9 protein-coding genes and 1 pseudogene are annotated in these 17,980 nt (G+C 70.4%); 6 read left to right on the top strand and 4 right to left on the bottom strand.

Annotated features, from left to right (window positions below; all coding sequences use genetic code 11):
* Nucleotides 1-52 precede the first annotated feature (52 nt).
* The 4 genes and pseudogenes from AC3WSN_RS04055 (at nucleotide 53) to AC3WSN_RS04040 (ending at nucleotide 4,418) form a co-directional block, all read left to right on the top strand.
* Complete coding sequence (locus AC3WSN_RS04055; RefSeq protein WP_192710980.1) at nucleotides 53-706, top strand: TetR/AcrR family transcriptional regulator; 654 nt, start codon at nucleotides 53-55, stop codon at nucleotides 704-706.
* Between the two features lie 118 nt (nucleotides 707-824).
* Nucleotides 825-2,039 (top strand): lytic murein transglycosylase, encoded by a 1,215-nt coding sequence (locus AC3WSN_RS04050; RefSeq protein ID WP_492536454.1) that lies wholly within the window; start codon nucleotides 825-827, stop codon nucleotides 2,037-2,039.
* Nucleotides 2,036-2,419 (top strand): RidA family protein, encoded by a 384-nt coding sequence (locus AC3WSN_RS04045; protein WP_192710978.1) that lies wholly within the window; start codon nucleotides 2,036-2,038, stop codon nucleotides 2,417-2,419. Before AC3WSN_RS04050 ends, AC3WSN_RS04045 begins: the two co-directional genes overlap by 4 nt.
* A gap of 398 nt (nucleotides 2,420-2,817) precedes the next feature.
* Nucleotides 2,818-4,418 (top strand): annotated as a pseudogene (locus AC3WSN_RS04040) (methyl-accepting chemotaxis protein).
* A gap of 113 nt (nucleotides 4,419-4,531) precedes the next feature.
* On the opposite strand, the gene rplS reads toward AC3WSN_RS04040, so the two are convergent.
* The 4 genes from rplS to argB form a co-directional block, all read right to left on the bottom strand.
* Nucleotides 4,532-4,933 (bottom strand): 50S ribosomal protein L19, encoded by a 402-nt coding sequence (gene rplS / locus AC3WSN_RS04035; protein WP_192710976.1) that lies wholly within the window; start codon nucleotides 4,931-4,933, stop codon nucleotides 4,532-4,534.
* A 174-nt stretch (nucleotides 4,934-5,107) separates the two neighbouring features.
* Complete coding sequence (locus AC3WSN_RS04030) at nucleotides 5,108-6,076, bottom strand: IS110 family RNA-guided transposase (RefSeq protein WP_492536452.1); 969 nt, start codon at nucleotides 6,074-6,076, stop codon at nucleotides 5,108-5,110.
* Nucleotides 6,077-6,533: 457 nt separating this feature from the next.
* Nucleotides 6,534-7,274: a pyrimidine 5'-nucleotidase gene (locus AC3WSN_RS04025; RefSeq protein ID WP_192711042.1), complete on the bottom strand. Its 741-nt coding sequence runs from the start codon at nucleotides 7,272-7,274 to the stop codon at nucleotides 6,534-6,536.
* A 155-nt stretch (nucleotides 7,275-7,429) separates the two neighbouring features.
* The gene (gene argB / locus AC3WSN_RS04020; protein WP_012317957.1) at nucleotides 7,430-8,323 is read right to left on the bottom strand and encodes an acetylglutamate kinase; all 894 of its coding nucleotides are present in this window, start codon (nucleotides 8,321-8,323) and stop codon (nucleotides 7,430-7,432) included.
* Nucleotides 8,324-9,107: 784 nt separating this feature from the next.
* On the opposite strand from argB, the gene AC3WSN_RS04015 reads away from it, so the two are divergent.
* Complete coding sequence (locus AC3WSN_RS04015) at nucleotides 9,108-16,550, top strand: SDR family NAD(P)-dependent oxidoreductase (RefSeq protein ID WP_492536450.1); 7,443 nt, start codon at nucleotides 9,108-9,110, stop codon at nucleotides 16,548-16,550.
* On the top strand, nucleotides 16,547-17,914 hold the full coding sequence (locus tag AC3WSN_RS04010; RefSeq protein WP_492536448.1) for an aminotransferase class I/II-fold pyridoxal phosphate-dependent enzyme: 1,368 nt from the start codon (nucleotides 16,547-16,549) through the stop codon (nucleotides 17,912-17,914). Before AC3WSN_RS04015 ends, AC3WSN_RS04010 begins: the two co-directional genes overlap by 4 nt.
* The last annotated feature ends 66 nt before the right edge of the window (nucleotides 17,915-17,980 follow it).

Below are 17,980 nucleotides of genomic sequence, written 5' to 3'. Positions count from 1 at the left end.
CAGAGTACCGGCGCGCCCTGACCCTCGCTATTCGCGTTCCGAGCCCCGCCCCATGGCTGACCGTCCAAGTCTCGGAATTTCCAGACGAAAACAGCCCCGGCAGGCCCGCTCCAGCGACCTCGTTTCGGCCATCCTGGAGGCGGCCGCTCAGGTTTTGGCGCAGGTCGGGACCCAGGGCTTCACCACCGCGCGCGTCGCCGAGCGCGCCGGGGTCAGCATCGGCTCGCTCTACCAGTACTTCCCCAACAAGGCGGCGATCCTGTTCCAGCTGCAGAGCGATGAATGGCGGGACACCTCTGCGCGGCTCGCCGCCATTCTGGAAACCCGCGACACGCCGCCGGGCGAGCGGCTGCGCGCCGCCGTGCACGCGTTCGTGCGCTCGGAATGTGAGGAGGCGGCCATGCGTCGGGCGCTCGACGATGCGGCGCCGGACTATCGGGACGCGCCGGAGGCCGCGGAGCCGCAGCTGGCCGGCTCGCGAGTCTTCCGGGATTTCCTGCGCGAGGCGCTCCCCGGCACGGCCGAGCCGGACCGGCTCCGGGCGGGTGAGATCATCGCCATGGCCCTGGGCGAGGTCGGCGAGCGCATCTCGGAGCAGGCCTCCACGGAAGCGGCCCCGCAGGACTATGCCGACGCGCTGGCCGATATGCTCTGCGCCTATCTGGAGCGGCTCCGACGCAACGATCCGGCCGCCGCTCCGGGCTGAGCGCGGTGCGCCGACCGCGCTCAGGGTCGCGGCGATGCAGCCGGGTCACACGCTTCGTTAACCCTCATGTCGCCTGAATCCGCGCCCAGACTCCGCCCCCATCGTGAGGATCGCCAGAATGCCGAAGCACCCGACGGGACCGAGATTGGCGCGCGCGCTCGGGCTGCTCGCCGGCATCGCGGCCCTGCCGCTGGCGAGCCTGCCGGCATGGGCGGATTTCGACAGCTGCCTCGCCGGCATCCAGTCCCAGGCGGCCGCGGCCGGCGTCTCGGCGCAGACGTTCCGGGCCGCCACGAGCGGCATCAGCTACGACGACAAGGTCATCGAGCTGTCCCAGGCGCAGCCCGAGTTCAAGACACCGATCTGGGACTACATGGCGGCGCTGGTCGACGACGAGCGGGTCGAGGACGGCCGCGCGGCCATGCGCCAGAACACGGCGGCTCTGGCCCAGGCCGAGTCGCGCTATGGGGTCGACCGCTACACGATCGCGGCGGTCTGGGGCGTCGAATCGAATTTCGGCAAGAATCTCGGCAAGATGCCGCTGGTGCAATCCCTGGCGACGCTGGCCTGCTCGAACAACCGTCGCCGGGACTTCTTCCGCGGCGAGCTGATCGCCACCCTCCGGATCATCGAGCGCGGCGACATCGCGCCGGAGCGGCTGACCGGCTCCTGGGCCGGCGCCTTCGGCCAGACCCAGTTCATGCCCACCACCTATCACCGCCTCGCCGTGGACGGTGACGGCGACGGCCGGCGCGACGTGGTCGATTCGGTCGCCGACGCCGTCGCCTCCACCGCCAATTTCCTGCACGTCGCCAAGTGGCAGCACGGCCAGGTCTGGGGCTACGAGGTGAAGCTGCCCCGCGGCTTCAACGTCGGCGCCGCCGGGCGCAAGAACAAGAAGCCGGTCGCCCATTGGGCGTCGCTGGGCGTCACCCGAGCGGATGGCCGCCCGCTCTCGGGCGACGGTCCCGCCGGGATCATCGCGCCCGCCGGAATCGACGGCCCGGCCTTCCTGGTGACGAAGAATTTCGACGCGATCTACTCGTACAACGCCGCCGAATCCTACGGCCTCGCCATCGCGGTCCTGTCCGACCGGCTGCGCGGCAAGGCCGGCGTCCAGGCGGCGTGGCCGACCGACGATCCGCCCCTGTCGCGGGCCGAGCGGCGCGATCTCCAGACCCGCTTGGCCGCCCGCGGCTACGATGTCGGCGAGCCGGACGGCAAGGTCGGCCAGAAGACCCGGGATGCCATCAAGGACGTGGAGCGTCGCCTCGGCATGACCCCGACCGGCCGGCCCGGCGGCAAGGTGCTGGAAGCCCTGCGCGGCGGATGAGCCGACGGCTGATCACGTCGGGCTCGCCGTTCGAGCGGGATTACGGTTACTCCCGGGCGGTCGTTGACGGCGATACCGTCTACCTGTCCGGGACGACCGGCTACGACTATGCCACGATGACGATGCCGGAGGGCGCCGCCGCGCAGGCCGAGGCCTGTTGGCGGACGATCCGGGACGTCTTGGCAGAGGCCGGATCCAGCCTCAGTGGTATCGTGCGCGCCACCTACTACGTCACCGACCGGAACGATGCCGAGGCGGTGCTGGCGGTCTGCGGCCGGGTGCTGGCCGATGTTCGACCGGCCGCCACGATCGTGATCGTGGCCGGATTGCTGCGCCCCGAGATGCGCGTCGAGATCGAGGTCACCGCGCGGATCGGGTAGCGGTGTCCGGATCCGGATCGCGCCGGCGGCGAAGCCCGGCGCGCCGTTCCGCTGGGCCGCAACGGCATCCGGCCAACCGGCCCGATCGTCCCCAGAGCCCACAGGCCGGCGCCGATCCCGCGTCGGAGGCCGGGCAAGGTCGAGCCGGTCCGCGGGGCCGTTCGCGTCCTCCGGGCGCGCGGAGATGAGGTGATCTCAGGTTCCGCTTCCAGGATGACGGCCCGTCATGGGGTCTGGCGGTTCCGCTGCGAAGAGAGCGATCACTTCGTTTCATCTTCAGATCTCATTGGCGCAACTTGTAGATCTAAATCCTGATCTGCAAAGCTTTCTTGACATGTCCGTCCAGATTTACCAGATCGCGCACCCGTATCGCTTACGTTGGCGATCTGCGGGGATGCATGATGTTCTTTAAATTATGGAAGAATAGTTTATCGCGCCGGATCATGGCGCAAATTGCAATCACCGGATTGATTGTTGCACTTATGGGGGCTGCCGGTCTGCGGCTGTATTACCAGGAGACGCTGTCCGAGCGGCTGCAATCGCTCCGCGCTATCACGGAGCTGTTCACCAGCTATGCGCAGAATCTCGAGACCCGAGTGAGGAACGGGGCCCTGAGCCGGGAGGCGGCCCTGGCGGAGCTTGCCGAGACCGCCATGGCCATGCGCTTCGACGACGGCACCAATTACGTCGCCATCTACGCGATGGACGGCACGGCCGTGGCGGTTCCCGATCGCAGACTTGTCGGCAGCAATCAGCTGGAGACCCGGGTCAACGGCGTGCGCGTGGCCGGGACGTTGATGGACCTGCAGAAGACGTCCGATACGGCCATGATGACGTATCAATACGCTCGGCCCGGACATGAGGGCCTGTACGCGAAGACCACGTTCGCTGTCAGGTACCAGCCCTGGAACATCGTGATCGCAGCCGGGACCTACACCGATGACATCCGGGCTGCCTTTTCCTCGCTCGCGTTCGCGGCGATCGGCCTCCTCCTCGGCGTCGGCGCCCTCGGGATTGCCGGCTCGGTCCTGATCGGGCGCAGCATCACGCGCCCCCTCGACCAACTCGGTCGCCGCATGCAGACTCTCGCCGGCGGGTATGTCGCCGGTCCGGTCTCCGGGCTCGACCGGGCGGCTGTGCGCGCGGCGGAGGCGGAGGCACGGCATGCTCGGATCCTCGGCGACCTGACTCAGGCGTTCGAGACCCGGGCCGGAATCCTGATGACGGATGTCGCGGCGGCGGCCACGGAGATGCAGGCGGCCGCCGAGGCGATGACGCGGACCGCGTCGCACACGAGCGCGCGGGCCGCGCGCGTGGCAGAGGCCGCGCAGGAGACGGCCGGAAGCGTTCAGAGCGTTGCCGCCGCCACCGAGGAGATGGCGGTCACCATCCAGGAGATTTCCGGGCAGATGGCGCAATCCTCGGCCCGGACGGCGCAGGAGGCGACCGAGGCCCAGCGCACGAACGCCCTCGTGGGTGACCTCGCCGACGGGGCCGAGCAGATCGGCGCGGTCGCCAGCCTGATCGCCGGCATCGCCCGTCAGACCAACCTGCTGGCGCTCAATGCCACCATCGAGGCGGCCCGGGCCGGGGCTTCGCGGTCGTGGCGACCGAAGTCAAGGCGCTGGCCGAGCAGACCGCGGCCGCCACCGAGGAAATTGCGGCGCGAATCGGCGCGGTTCAGGCCTCGACCCGGCAGGTCGTCGACGCGATCCAGGGGATTGGCCGGACCGTGGACGCAGTGAGCGGGCTCGCGACGACGGTCGCGGTCGCGATCGAGCAGCAGGGCGCGACCACCGAGGAGATCGTGCGCAGCGTCGCGCGGGCCGCGGAGGGCACCGAGGCGGTCATCGGCAAAATCGCCGACGTGTCGAAGGGGGCCGAGGAGACGGGCGGCGCGGCCGAGCAGGTGCTCGGCACCGCACGCGGCATGGCGCGCAAGTCCGAGCGGCTCTCCGCCGAGATCCAGCGGTTCCTCGATGGCATCCGGGCCGCCTGAGGGCCGCGTATCAGCGGACGAGCAGGACGATCGGCCATGAAAAAACCGGCCCGGCTGAGCCGGACCGGTCTGAAAACAGGGTCACCGCTTGTTGGAGCGGGCGCCCGGGCAGCTTACTCGGCGGCGGCGGGCGCCCCGGCCGGCGTGTCCTTGGCCTTGTAGCGATCGGTCCGCTCGACGATACGGGCCGACTTCCCGCGGCGGTCGCGCAGGTAGTACAGCTTGGCGCGGCGCACCTTGCCGCGGCGGGCCACCTTGATCGAATCGATCATCGGGGAATGCACCGGGAAGACGCGCTCGACGCCCTCACCGTAAGAGATCTTGCGGACCGTGAAGCTCTCGTTGAGGCCACCGCCCGAGCGGGCGATGCAGACGCCCTCGTAGGCCTGAACGCGGGTGCGCTCGCCTTCCTTGACGCGGACGTTGACGATGAGCGTGTCGCCCGGCTCGAAATCCGGGATGGTCTTGGCGAGGCGCGCGACTTCCTCGCGCTCCAGCTGCTCGATGATGTTCATGGCATAGCTCCGGCCGTCGCGCCGTTTCGCCCCTCATGGGCGATCGGCGCCAGGATTTCGGCGATCCTGTTGTGAGTTGGCCGGCTCTCTACAGGATCGTCGCCGGCTTGTCGATTGGGTCGCGGGCGCGATCGGCCGGCGGGGTCATGGTGATGATCCCGCTCCGTCATCAACTCAGTTGGCGGCTGAGTTTTGTGGGTGTGCGTAGGCGTCGCGCAGGCGTGCGTTTGCGATGACGATGAGGCGTCGCATGAGGGCTGTGATGGCGACGAGGGGCTTCTTTCCGGCGGCGCGCAGGCGCTGGTAGGCGTCCTTGAGGGCGGGATTGTAGCGGCTTGCGGTGAGGGCGGCCAGGAACAGGGTCCGCTTGACCTCGGGTCGTCCGCCGCGGGTGCGTCGGTAGGCGTCGGCGGCGCCGCTCTGGTTGGGATGGGGGGCGACGCCGGCCAGGGCTGCGGCTTGGCGGCGGTCGATGCGGCCGAGTTCGGGCATGAGGGCGATGAGAGCGGCCGCGGTTGTGGCGCCGATGCCCGGGATGGCGCGCAGGACGCGCTCGGCGCGCCTCAGATCAGTGGTGCCGGCCACGAGTTCGGCGATGGCGGCCTCGAGCGCCTGGATCTGGGCGACCAGACAGGCGCGCAGGGCGTCCAGGCAGGCGCGGACCGGCTCGGCGCCGGGGGCGGCCAGCCGGTTGGTGCAGGCGGTCCGCTGGGCGATGAGATCGGCGCGGGTGAGCACCAGGGTCTGCAGGCGCTCGCGTCGCGGGTCGGGGGCCTGCCAGCGGGCGAGGCGGGCGTGGCGCTCCTGTGCGTAGCGGGCCAGCGCCCGGGCATCGAGGCTGTCGCTTTTGCCCAGGGTCCCGAACGAGCGGATGAAGGCTTTGACCTTGCGCGCGTCGGCGCGGTGAGCGGGGCATCCGGCGGCCAGCAGGGCGGCCAGGAGCGCGTCCTCGAAGCCACCGGTGGCCTCGCAGACGACGAGGCAGGTGGTGTCCAGGCGGGCGGCGAAGCCGGCGAGGGCTTCGGGTGTGTTGGCCAGGGTGCGGGTGCTGCCGTCGCGGCTATCGCAGACGACGATGAGGGTTTTGCCGACATCGCAGCCGATGAAGCGGGTCGGGGTGGGCGGGGTGACGGGCTCGGCCATGGGGGCTATCCTGGTGCGGCTTGCGATTGTCTGCGGGCGTCATGCCGGCTGGCAGAGGGGCCCAGGCAACTCATCAAGCGTGGCAAGGGAAGCGCAGCGTCGACCAGGATGACGACGGGCGTATCAGCCCTATTCCGGGACGGCCGGCGCCGCGCGCCTGGTCCGGGCGGCCACCCGGACCAGGCATCCCGCTCGCGCGGAACAGCCCCACACTAGCACCCGTGCAACAGACAATTCCGGGGCGCCGAAGGCGAGCCCGGACCCGCAGGGGCACGACGGAGTTGGGCAAGCCAGATCCGCGGGCGGTGCAAGGTCTGAGCGCCCTGGCGGCTCTGGACTCCGGGCTCCGCTGCGCGGCCCCGGAATGACGGGGCATGACAGGGCGTATGCCCCGGCCCGGTGCGCCTGTGCCGGCGACCTGCCTTCAGCCGGGAGTGTCTCCCTGCGGGAGGGTGTCCTAGGCCGGCTTCACGCCGGCCTCGGGCAGCACACAGGCGGACAGGAAGGCCGCGAGGTCGTCGGTGATGTGGTCGATATGCGCGTCGCGAACCGCTTCCTGCTCGAACGCCTCGCGGTAGGGGTCGGCGATCTTCGGGACCACCAGCACGGTCGCCATGCCGAGGTCATGCGGCACGGCGAGGTTGCGGGCAATGTCCTCGAACAGGGCGGCGCGGGTCGGTTCGACCCCGTGGGTCCGGAGGAACCGCTCGTAGGTCGAGCGCTCCGGCTTCGGGACGAAATCGGCGGCGGCGATGTCGAACACGTCCTCGAAATGGTCGAGGATGCCGAGCTTGGACGCGACATTCTCGGCGTGCCGGCGCGACCCGTTGGTGAGGATCAGCTTGCGCCCCGGCAGCCGCTCGATCGCGTCACCGAGATCCGGGTCGAGCTTGATCGTCGAGTGATCGATGTCGTGGGCGAAGTCGAGGAACTCGTGGGGATCGACCCCGGCCTCGACCATCAGCGCCTTCAGGGTCGTGCCGTAGCGGTGATAGAAGTGCTTCTGCAGGGCGCGGGCCGAGATCCCGTCGAGCCCGTAGAGCTTCATGACGTAGAGCGTGATCCGCTCGTCGACCTGCGGCCAGACCCGGGCGTCGCTCGGATAGAGCGTGTTGTCGAGGTCGAACACCCAGGTGTCGACATCTGCGAAGCCGCGCGCCGCGGCGGTGGTGAACTGGGCCTTGTCGGGGTGGTGCACCGGATCCCTTTGGCTCGTGGTCCCCTGTGGACAAGTCTGGACCGAGACGGTCAAGCTCGCAAGGCCGGCCTGCACGAGGTCGGTCCGGGGCACGACAATGCGCCGGCAGGGCGGAAGTTGCCGCCCCGCCGATGGGACCGGTCCTGGTGCGGCGCTCAGCCCCGCCGGATCAGGGTGCCGGCGCCGTAATCGGTGAACAGCTCCAGCAGCACCGCGTGGTTGACCTTGCCGTCGAGGATGACGACCGCCTCCACGCCCCGCTCAATCGCGTACATGCAGGTCTCGATCTTCGGGATCATCCCGCCGGTGATGGTGCCGTCGGCGATCAGGCGGCGGCAATCCTCCACGGTCAGCTCGGGAATCAGCTTCTTGTCCTTGTCGAGGACACCCGGAACGTCGGTGAGCAGCAGCAGGCGCTTGGCCCGGAGCGCCCCCGCGATGGCGCCCGCGAAGGTGTCGGCGTTGACGTTGTAGGTCTGCCCGTCCGCCCCGTAGGCGACGGGCGCCAAGACCGGGATCAGCTCGGCCTTCAGGACGGCGTCGAGGACGCCGCGCTCCACGTGATCCGGCTCGCCGACGAGGCCCAGATCGACGGTCTGCTCCACGTGGCTCTCGGGATCGACGACGGTCTTCATCGCCCGCTTGGCCCGGACCATGTTGCCGTCCTTGCCGCACAGGCCGACCGCCCGGCCACCCTCGGCGGAGATCCAGCCGACGATCTGCTTGTTGATCAGGCCGGCCAGGACCATCTCGACCACCTCGACGGTGGCCTCGTCGGTGACGCGCAGGCCGCCGCGGAACTCCGACTGGATGCCGAGCCGGTCGAGCATCTTGCCGATCTGCGGTCCGCCGCCGTGCACGACGATCGGCTTCAGACCGGATTGCTCCAGCAGGACGATGTCCTCGGCGAAATCCTCGGCGGCGGCCCGGTCGCCCATGGCGTGGCCGCCATACTTGATCACCACGATCTCCTGGTCGTAGCGCTGCATGTGGGGCAGCGCCTGAGCCAGGACCTCGGCGCGCACGTGCACGTTCGGCAATTCGGTCATCGCAGTCCTTCGCCGATCCTCGGGTCGGGTCTCGGGGGCGGGGCGCTTCTACAGGAAGCCGCCCGCGCTGCGAAGCGGCATCGGAGCGGTGCGCACGCCAAGCGGGCGCGGGGCGTGCGCCGTCAATAAACGGTCATCCACCAGGTTGTTGCATCCGGGCGCCAGGCCGGAGGAGATCCAAACGAGGTCGGGTTGCATCGTCGCGGCACCCGGACCATGCTGCGTTGCAGCAAGCCGCTGGGCGGGCTGCCGGGAGGGCCGGATGCGGAGTGAGATCATCGAGGCCGGCTCTGTCGGCGCGATCCCGGAGGCAGGCTCGGCCGATTCCGGCGGTCCCCGGCGCGCCGCGAACCGGGCATCCACATGTTGCTGCATCGGGCGAAGGGAAGAGCGCCGGGCGGAGGCCGTGTCTTGATCATCGCCGCCGCGCTCCGGGTGCCGGCATCCTCAGGTCCGGATCTCGCCGGCCCGGAGAAGATGTCTTCGGCAAAGCGGCGCGCCGCACGTAGACGGGGTCCGGCCGGCGCGGCGCAACTGTGGCTTTCTGATGATCGTTCCAGCGTTACGACAGGCGGTCGAGTCATCCAATCTTGGCATTGTGGCCACGGGAATTGGATAAGCTGCTGATGAATACATGTCACAGCCTCCGGCAATTTCGCCGCGAAGGGATGACCTCGCGTTGGGGCTGGTTGGACACCGCAATGGTGCCACAGTAAGGGGTGAGAGGGTACTCACTCGTCGAGAGCCGAGCCGACTTCCGATAACGAGCGTGTGCGAACCGAACGTGACACAACGTACAGACATTGCGATCGTCGGACGCGCATGCCGACTGCCCGGGGCCCCCAGCGTCGATGGGCTGTGGTCACTCCTGTCCGAAGGACGCTGCGCCGTCAGCAAGGTGCCGGCCGACCGGTTCTCCCTGGAGCGGTTCGCCCACCCGCGCGCCCATGAGCGCGGCAAGAGCTACACCTGGGCGGCGGGCGTCATCGACGACGTGTGGTCGTTCGATCCGGCGGTGTTCGGCATCTCGCCCCGCGAGGCCGAGCAGATGGATCCGCAGCAACGGATGCTGCTGGAGCTGACCTGGGAAGCCCTTGAGGATGCGGGCCTGCGCCCGTCGAGCGTGGCCGGCAGCAATATCGGCGTGTTCGTCGGCGCTTCGTCGCTCGATTATGGCAACCTGCGCATCCTCGATGCGCCGTCGGGCGACGCCTACGCGGCGACCGGCAACACGCTCTCGATCATCTCGAACCGCATCTCGTACATCTTCGACCTGAAGGGCCCGAGCTTCACCGTCGATACGGCGTGCTCGTCCTCGCTCGTCGCCTTCGACAACGCCGTCCAGGCGATCCGCTCCGGCCGCGTGGACACCGCCGTCGTCGCCGGCGTCAACGTGCTGGCGAGCCCGTTCAACTTCATCTGCTTCTCGACCGCGCAGATGCTCTCGCGCACCGGCCTGTGCCAGGCGTTCTCCAAGAACGCCGACGGCTACGTGCGCTCGGAGGGCGGCGTGGTGTTCGTGCTGCAATCGGCCGAGGCCGCGCGGCGCAACGGCGCCACGGTCCGCGCCGTGGTGGCGGCCTCGGGGATCAACTCCGACGGGCGCACCACCGGCATCTCCCTCCCCTCGGGCTACGCTCAGGGCGCCCTGCTGGAGAAGGTTTATCGCGAGGCCGAGATCCGGCTCGACGACCTCGCCTTCATGGAGGCGCACGGCACCGGCACGCCGGTGGGCGACCCGATCGAGGCCTCGGCCATCGGCTCGAAGCTCGGCCGCGGCCGCCAAGCGCCGCTGCCGATCGGCTCGATCAAGACCAATATCGGCCACACCGAGCCGGTCTCGGGCCTTGCCGGCCTGATGAAGGCGACGCTGGCGCTGGAGCACGACCTCGTGCCGCCGTCGCTGCACGCGGCCGAGCTGAATCCCGAGATCCCGTTCGACGAGCTCAACCTGCACGTGGTGCGGGAGGCTATGCCGATCGGCCGTGGTTCGCGCGAGCGCTTCGCGGGCGTGAATTCCTTCGGCTTCGGCGGCACCAACGCCCACGTCGTCATCACCGACGCCCCCGCCTGGGCGAAGCCGGCCGAATCGGCTCCCAAATCGTCCGCACAGGTGCTGCTGCTCTCGGCCCAGAGCCGGGCCGCGCTGAACGAGCTCGCCCTCGACTACGCCGAGCGCCTCGAGGCCGAGCCCGCGCAGGCCGCCGCCATGGCGGCCGCCGTGGCGCATCGCCGCGAGCGCATGCCGGCCCGCCTCGCCGTCGCGCTGGACGGCAAGGCCGACGTGGCCGCGGCCCTGCGCGCCGTCGGCGAGGGCGAGGATACCCAGGACGCCTTCACCGGCACCGCGGTCGACCGGGTCGCCGAGGTCGCCTTCGTCTACTCGGGCAACGGCAGCCAGTGGGCCGGCATGGGCCGCGAGGCCTATGAGGAGAACGCGGCCTTCCGCGCGGCGTTCGACCGGATCGACACCCTGTTCCAGGGCTATTCGGACTGGTCGCTGAAGGACGCGCTCTACGCCGACGATCTCGACGAGCGCTTAGTCCTGACCAGCGTCTCGCAGCCGCTGATCTTCGCCATCGAGAGCGCCTCCACGGCCGCCCTCAAGGCCAAGGGCCTGATCCCGTCCTACGTCCTCGGCCACAGCGTCGGCGAGATCGCGGCCGCCGAGGCCGCCGGCATCCTGAGCCTGGAGGACGCGGTCCGGGTCATCTACTACCGCAGCCACCACCAGGAGACGACGCACGGCCAGGGCACCATGGCGGTGCTGCTGATGCCGTCCGAGGAGGTCGAGACCTTCCTCAAGGATTACCCGACCCTCGACATCGCCGCCTACAACAGCCCGAAGGCCGTTACGGTCGCGGGCCCGGTGGCCGATATCGACGCCGCCCTCAAGGCCCTGTCGCGCAAGCGCCGCCGCGGGCGCAAGCTCGACCTCGCCTACGCCTTCCACGGAAGGCTGATGGACCCGACCGAGAAGCCGCTGCTGCGCGACCTCGCCGGGCTCAAGGCCCAGGCCGGCACCACCGCGATGGTCTCAACCGTCACCGGCTCGGTTCTGGACGGCAGCCATTTCGGCGCCGGCTACTGGTGGCGCAACATCCGCGAGCCGGTGCGCTTCTCCGAGGCCGTGCAGGACGCCACCCGCCGCGGCGCCCGCGTCTTCGTCGAGGTCGGCCCGCGCGCGACCCTGATGTCCCATGTCGGCGATGCGGTCGAGCCACTCGGCATCGAGACCGCAACGGTCGGCGTGATGCACCGCAAGGCCTCCGGCGGCGATCCGATCGCCAAGGCGGTCAGCGCCGCCCTGGTCCAGGGCGCGCAGGTCGACGAGACCCTGCTGTTCGGCGACGCGCCGAAGGGCGACGTGCGCCTGCCGACCTATCCGTGGCAGCGCCGGCCGTTCCGCCTTGCCGACACCACCGAGGGCGTCGGCGCGATGAGCCCCCGCCCCTACCACCCGCTGATCGGGTCGCGCACCACCTTCGACGGCCTGGAGTGGAACGGCTTCGTCGATCCGGCGACCGTGCCCGAGCTGGAAGACCACAAGGTCGACGGCCAGGTGATCATGCCCGGCGCCGGCTTCGTCGAGATGGCGCTGTCCTGCGTCCGCGAGGCGCTGCGCGACGACGAGGTCGTGCTGGCCGACTTCGAGATCGTCGCGCCGATGGTGTTCGCCGAGGACGCCCTGCGCGAGGTCGCGGTGCGTCTGTCGGGCTCCGGCAACGGCATCCAGGTGCTGAGCCGTCCGCGCCTGACCCAGACGCCCTGGCAGCTCCATGCCCAGGCCAAGATCGTCGAGGGCACCTTCTCGGCCCCGAAGACTCCGGACCTCGACGGCTTCAGCTTCGAGACCGCGGGTGAGCACGTGCTCTCCGGCGATGCGCTCTACGCCAAGGCCCTCGCCTCAGGGCTCGCCTTCGGGCCGAGCTTCCAGCAGGTCGCCATGAGCGCCCGGCTGGACGACGCCACCATCGTGTCCGACCTGCTGCCGGCCGAGCCCGACAGCCGCTACGCCCTGGTGCCGAACCGGCTCGACGCCTGCTTCCACGGGCTGATCCTGCTGTTCGCCGACCTGCTCGGGGAGAACGGCGGTAAGGCCTACATCCCGGTGCGCTTCGGCGAGGTCCGGCTGCTGCGCCCCGGCGCGGTGATCGCCCGCTCGATCATCCGCACCCGCCGCTGCAACGAGCGCTCGATCCTGGCCGACTTCACGCTCCTCGACGCCGAGGGCGCCGTGGTCGCCACGATCCGCGAGGGCCGGTTCCAGGCCCTGCGCGCCAAGAACGGCGGCGACCTCGCGGCCTTCGCGATCTCGCAGGTCCCGGAACTCGCCACCGAGCCGACCGCGATCCCGATGGAGCGCCGGCCGAGCGTGGCCGCGCGGCTGCGTCCACTCGCCGCCGAAGCGAAGGGGCCGTCCGACGCCGCCCTGTCGCCGGGTCACCTCCTGCTGGAGGGCTGGGCCACGTCGCTCGCCTACCGCCTCGCCTCCGGGCTTGCGCAGGGCGAGACCGTCTCGGTCACCGACAGCCGCGTGCCGGAGGCTCTGCGCCCCTGGCTTCTGAACGCCCTTTACGCCCTCGAGAGCAGCGGCCTCGCCGAGCGCGCCGGCCAGAATTGGACGCTGGGCGACGGCTCCGCCCTGCCGGCGCCCGACGAGATCATGCGCTGGATCGCGGGTGACCACCCGGATCTCTCGGCCGAGCTGGTGCTGATCGCCGACGTCGGAGCCCTGGTCGACCGGCTGCTCGCTGGGAAGCTGACCGACGCGCCGGCCCTGCCGCAGGGGGCGATCGACGCCTTCGTGCTGCGCTCCGCCACCGCGCGCCACGGCGCCGACGTGGTCGCCAGCCTGATCGAGCGGAGCCATGCCCAGCTTCCGAAGGAGCGGGCGCTTCGAGTTCTGCAGGTCGGGTTCGGCCCGCTCTCGGCGCAGACCGCGAGTTTCGCGGCCGCCGCCGAGGCCCGGCTCACCGTCTTCGAGACCGACCGCAGGCTCGCCGAGCGCGCCCGCCTGTCCCTCGGCCGCGCCGCGGCCGTGGTCGAGACCGCCGAGGAGCTTACTCCGGCGAGCTTCGACCTGATCCTGGCGTCCGGCAGCCTGCACCGCGGCGACCGCGCCCTGCCGGGCCAGCTCGCCGGGGCGCTCGCCACCGGCGGCCTGCTGGTGGCCGTGGAGCCGGGGGCTTCCCTGTTCCGCGACCTTGTGTTCGGCCTCACGGCCGGCTGGTTCGAGGAGGCCGCAGGCGGCCTGCCCGTGGGCCGGCTCGAGGATATCGAGGGCTGGCAGCGGACGCTCAGCGCCCACGGCCTGGTCAAGGTCGAGGTCGAGCGTGCGGCCTCAGCCAACGGCGACGATCTGCTGCTGACCGCCGAGGCGCCGGTGCGTCCGGGCCCGGCCCCGGCGCAGAGCTTCGCCTTCGTCATCGGTTCGGACGACGAGTTCGCGGCCGAGACCGCCTCCTCCCTGGCGACCCTGCTGGTCGCGGGTGGCGTGCACGTCTCGATCATCCTCGACTCCGAGACCTCGCTGATGGAGCTGGAGAAGGAGACCCCCGACACGGTGGTGTTCCTGGCCGGCGCCTTCACCCGCGGCGGCGAGGCGGCCGAGCGGCTGCGCGACCGCTGCCTCAGCCTCAAGCGCTGCTCCGAGCATCTCGGCACCCGTCAGACCCGCCTCTGGGTCGTGGCGCCGGGGGCGACCCGCGATCGTGGCGGCCAGACCACCAATATCGAGGCCGGTGTGTGGGCCTTCTCCCGCACGCTTGCCAACGAGGCCCCGAACCTCGACGTCCGGCGCATCGACCTCTCCCCCGAGATGTCGTCGAAGCGCGCCTCCGAGCGCCTGCGCGACCTCATCCTCTCCGGTACCCCGGAGACCGAGATCGTGCTGGACGACGAGCGGACGCAGGTCGTGCGCTTCCACGCCGGTCGGCCGCAGCACCGGGATCCGGCGGATCTGGTCCCGGCCGAGGCCGCGCGGCTCGAGCGCAGCAACACCGGCGGCCTGAGCGAGATGGTCTGGGGTCCGGCCGAGCGCCGCGCCCCCGGCAAGGGCGAGATGGAGATCGCGGTGGAGGCCACCGGCCTCAACTTCCGCGACGTGCTCTGGGCGCTCTCGATGCTCCCCGAGGAGATCCTGGAGGACGGCTTCGCCGGTCCGCGCCTCGGACTTGAGTGTGCCGGCCGCGTCACGGCCGTCGGCTCGGGCGTGAAGGGCTTCAAGGTCGGCGACCCGGTCGTCGCCTTCGCCCAGTCGGGCTTCGCGACCCACATCGTGGTGCCGGACCTCGTCGTCGCGCCGATGCCGCAGGGCCTCGACCCGATGGCGGCCGCCACCGTGCCGGTGGCCTTCCTCACCGCCTATTACGGCCTCGTCTCCTGCGCCCGGATGCGGCGCGGCGAGTGGGTGCTGGTCCATGGTGGCGCGGGCGGCGTCGGCCTCGCGGCCCTGCAGATCGCCAAGCTCAAGGGTGCGCGGGTCATCGCCACCGCGGGCTCGCGCGAGAAGCGGGCGCTCGTGAAGGCGCTGGGCGCCGAGCACGTGCTCGACTCCCGCTCCCTCGCCTTCGTGGACGAGGTCCGGGCGATCACCGGCGACGGCGTCGACATCGTGCTGAACAGCCTGTTCGGCGAGGCGATGGAGCGCTCGCTCAACGCGCTCCGGCCGTTCGGCCGCTTCGTCGAGCTGGGCAAGCGCGACTACGTCGCCAACACCCATATCGGCCTGCGCCCGTTCCGCCGGAACCTCAGCTACTTCGGCGTCGACCTCGATCAGGTGATCCAGCACCAGGGCGACGACGGCGCGCGGATGTTCCGCGAGGTCATGGCGCTGTTCAACGACGGCGGCTTGAAGCCCCTGCCGTACCAGCCCTTCACGGCGGCCGAGACCTCGGACGCGTTCCGGCTGATGCAGCAGTCCGGCCACATCGGGAAGATCGTGATCAGCCCGCCCAAGGCCGGCACGATCATGAAGGACACGGCCCGGCCGTTCAAGGTCTCGGCGGAGGGTGTCCACCTGCTGACCGGCGGCCTCGGCGGCTTCGGCCTGGAAGCGGCGCGGTGGCTGATCGACCGGGGTGCCAAGCACCTCGTGCTCGCCGGCCGCAAGGGCGCGGCCACCGACGAGGCCAAGGCGATCGTCGCGGAGCTCACCGCGCGGGGCGTGACCGTCGAGGCCAAGGCCGTCGACATCACCAGCCGCGCCTCCGTTGACCGGCTCATCGCCGGGATCGAGCAGGGCGGCAAGAAGCTGGCCGGCGTGCTCCACGCGGCGGCGGTGCTGCAGGACGGCCTGATCTCCAACATCGACGCCGCGGCGCTCGACGCGGTGATCGGCCCGAAGGTGGTCGGCGCGCAGCACCTCGATGCCGCGACCCGCGACCGGAGCCTGGACTACTTCGTCCTGTTCTCCTCGGCGACGACCTTCATCGGCAATCCGGGCCAGGGCTCCTATGTGGCCGCCAACGGCTTCATGGAGGGGCTGGCGCGGCAGCGTCGCCGCCGTGGCCTGCCCGCTCTGGCGGTAGCCTGGGGTGCCATCGGTGATGTCGGCATGCTCGCCCGCAACAAGGCGGTCATGGAGGGCCTCGCCGGCCGCGTCGGCGTCACGCCGATGGAGGCCCGCCGCTGCCTCGATCTGATGGCCGAGGCTCTGGGCAGCCAGGGCGCGTCCCCCGACGAGGCGGTCATCGCCATCGCGGCGATGCACTGGGGGAAGGCGCGCGAGCGTCTCGCCACCATGCGCTCGCCGAGCTACGCCGAACTCGGGTCGGACCAGCAGGCCGAGGCCGGCGGTGTTCAGGCGATCAACATCGCGGCGCTCCTCAAGGGCGGCGACCTCGACGTGGTCCGCAAGACCGTGTCGGACGCGATCGTCGAGGACATCGCCCGCATCCTGCGCCTGCCGAAGGACGATATCAGCCGCGTGCGCCAGCTCTCGGAGATCGGCCTCGACTCGCTGATGGGCGTCGAACTCGGCGCCAGTCTGCAGGAGCGCTTCGCCCTCGACGCGCCGCCCGCGGGCCTGTCCTCGGGCATGACCGTCAACGAGCTGTCGGAGTCCTTAATTCAGGCGGTTTCCGCGCCCATGGACGAGGCGGCCGGCGTCGCGATGAGCCTTGTCTCGAAGCATGTCGGCGGTGAGGTCGATGCGCAGATGATCGCGCCGCTCAAGGAACTCATCGAGCAGACGTCCAGCGGAATCAAAGAGACCAACTCATGACCGATACGGCACGGCCGGACGGCGGGCGCGCGGCGCTCGCCGGCTTCGTGACCAACCGGCTCGGGCGCGCCACGCCGCGCCCAGCCCCCGTCAAGGCGGCCTCCCCGGCCGGCAAGTCGGCGGCGCAGAACTTCGAGAATCTGCCGGGCTACCGTGAGCTGAAGCTCCAGCGCCAGGCGGCCGATCTGATCGGCCTGGGCAACCCGTTCTTCCGCGTCCACGACGCCAAGGCCGGGGCCACGACGCGGATCGACCAGAAGAGCTTCACCAACTTCTCATCCTACGATTACCTCGGCCTGAACGGCCACCCGCGGGTGAGCAACGCCGCCCGGGAGGCGATCGAGGCCTACGGTACCTCCGCGTCGGCGAGCCGCGTGGTCGCGGGCGAGCGGCCCGGGCACATCAGCCTCGAGCAGGCGCTGGCCAAGCACTACCACTCCGAGGGCTGTGTGGTGATGGTGAGCGGGCACGCCACCAACGTCACGACGATCGGCGCCCTCCTGGAAGCGGGCGACGTGATCTTCCACGACGCGCTGTCTCACAACAGCATCGTCACCGGCGCCCAGCTCTCGGGCGCGCAACGGCGCTCCTTCGCGCACAACGATCTCGACGCCCTGGAGACCCTACTCCAGTCGACCCGCCACGAGCACCGCCGGGCGCTGATCGTGGTCGAGGGCCTCTACAGCATGGACGGCGACGCGCCGGACCTCGCCGGGCTCGTCGCCCTCAAGAGGCGCTACGACGCGTGGCTGATGGTCGACGAGGCGCACGGACTCGGCGTCACCGGCCGGACCGGTGCGGGCCTGTTCGAGCATTGTGGTGTCGACCCCAAGGAGGTCGACATCTGGATGGGCACGCTGTCGAAGACGCTCTCGACCTGCGGCGGCTACATCTGCGGCCCGATCGCGCTGATCGAGTACCTGAAGCACTCGGCCGGTGGCTTCGTCTACAGCGTTGGCATGTCACCGCCGCTCGCTGCGGCCGCCGAGGCGGCGCTCGCCGTGATGCATGCCGAGCCGGAGCGGGTCGAGCGCCTGCGCCAGAACGGCACGCTGTTCCTGGCGACCGCCAAGAAGCTCGGGCTCGACACCGGCTTCAGCCTGGGTCTCGCGGTGGTGCCGATCATCGTCGGCGACTCGCTGAAGGCCGTCACCCTGTCGGACCGGCTGTTCCGCCGGGGCATCAACGTCCAGCCGATCATCCACCCGGCGGTGCCGGAGCGGGCCTCGCGGCTGCGCTTCTTCCTGACCTCCGAGCATACCCCCGACCAGATCCGCGACACCGTGAACGCGGTCGCCGAGGAGTTGGCGGCGATCGACAAGGGCGGTTCGCTGATCGAGCAGCTGCTCGCCAAGCGGGTGTGACAAGCGATCGGGATCCAGAGCACGGGATCCCGGATCGGACATTGCGATGCGAAACGGGGCGCGGAT

Source organism: Methylobacterium sp. FW102-HT35C08, assembly GCF_058790235.1.
Note: the sequence above shows the minus strand (reverse complement) of the source record. Positions and strands in the feature narration are given on the sequence as shown.

Excerpts from the sequence above, each read along its gene's own strand:
- AC3WSN_RS04050 (WP_492536454.1), top strand. The coding sequence starts at position 825 with ATGCCGAAGCACCCGACGGGACCGAGATTGGCGCGCGCGCTCGGGCTG.
- AC3WSN_RS04055 (WP_192710980.1), top strand. The coding sequence starts at position 53 with ATGGCTGACCGTCCAAGTCTCGGAATTTCCAGACGAAAACAGCCCCGG.
- AC3WSN_RS04010 (WP_492536448.1), top strand. The coding sequence starts at position 16,547 with ATGACCGATACGGCACGGCCGGACGGCGGGCGCGCGGCGCTCGCCGGC.
- rplS (WP_192710976.1), bottom strand. The coding sequence starts at position 4,933 with ATGAACATCATCGAGCAGCTGGAGCGCGAGGAAGTCGCGCGCCTCGCC.
- AC3WSN_RS04030 (WP_492536452.1), bottom strand. The coding sequence starts at position 6,076 with ATGGCCGAGCCCGTCACCCCGCCCACCCCGACCCGCTTCATCGGCTGC.
- AC3WSN_RS04045 (WP_192710978.1), top strand. The coding sequence starts at position 2,036 with ATGAGCCGACGGCTGATCACGTCGGGCTCGCCGTTCGAGCGGGATTAC.
- argB (WP_012317957.1), bottom strand. The coding sequence starts at position 8,323 with ATGACCGAATTGCCGAACGTGCACGTGCGCGCCGAGGTCCTGGCTCAG.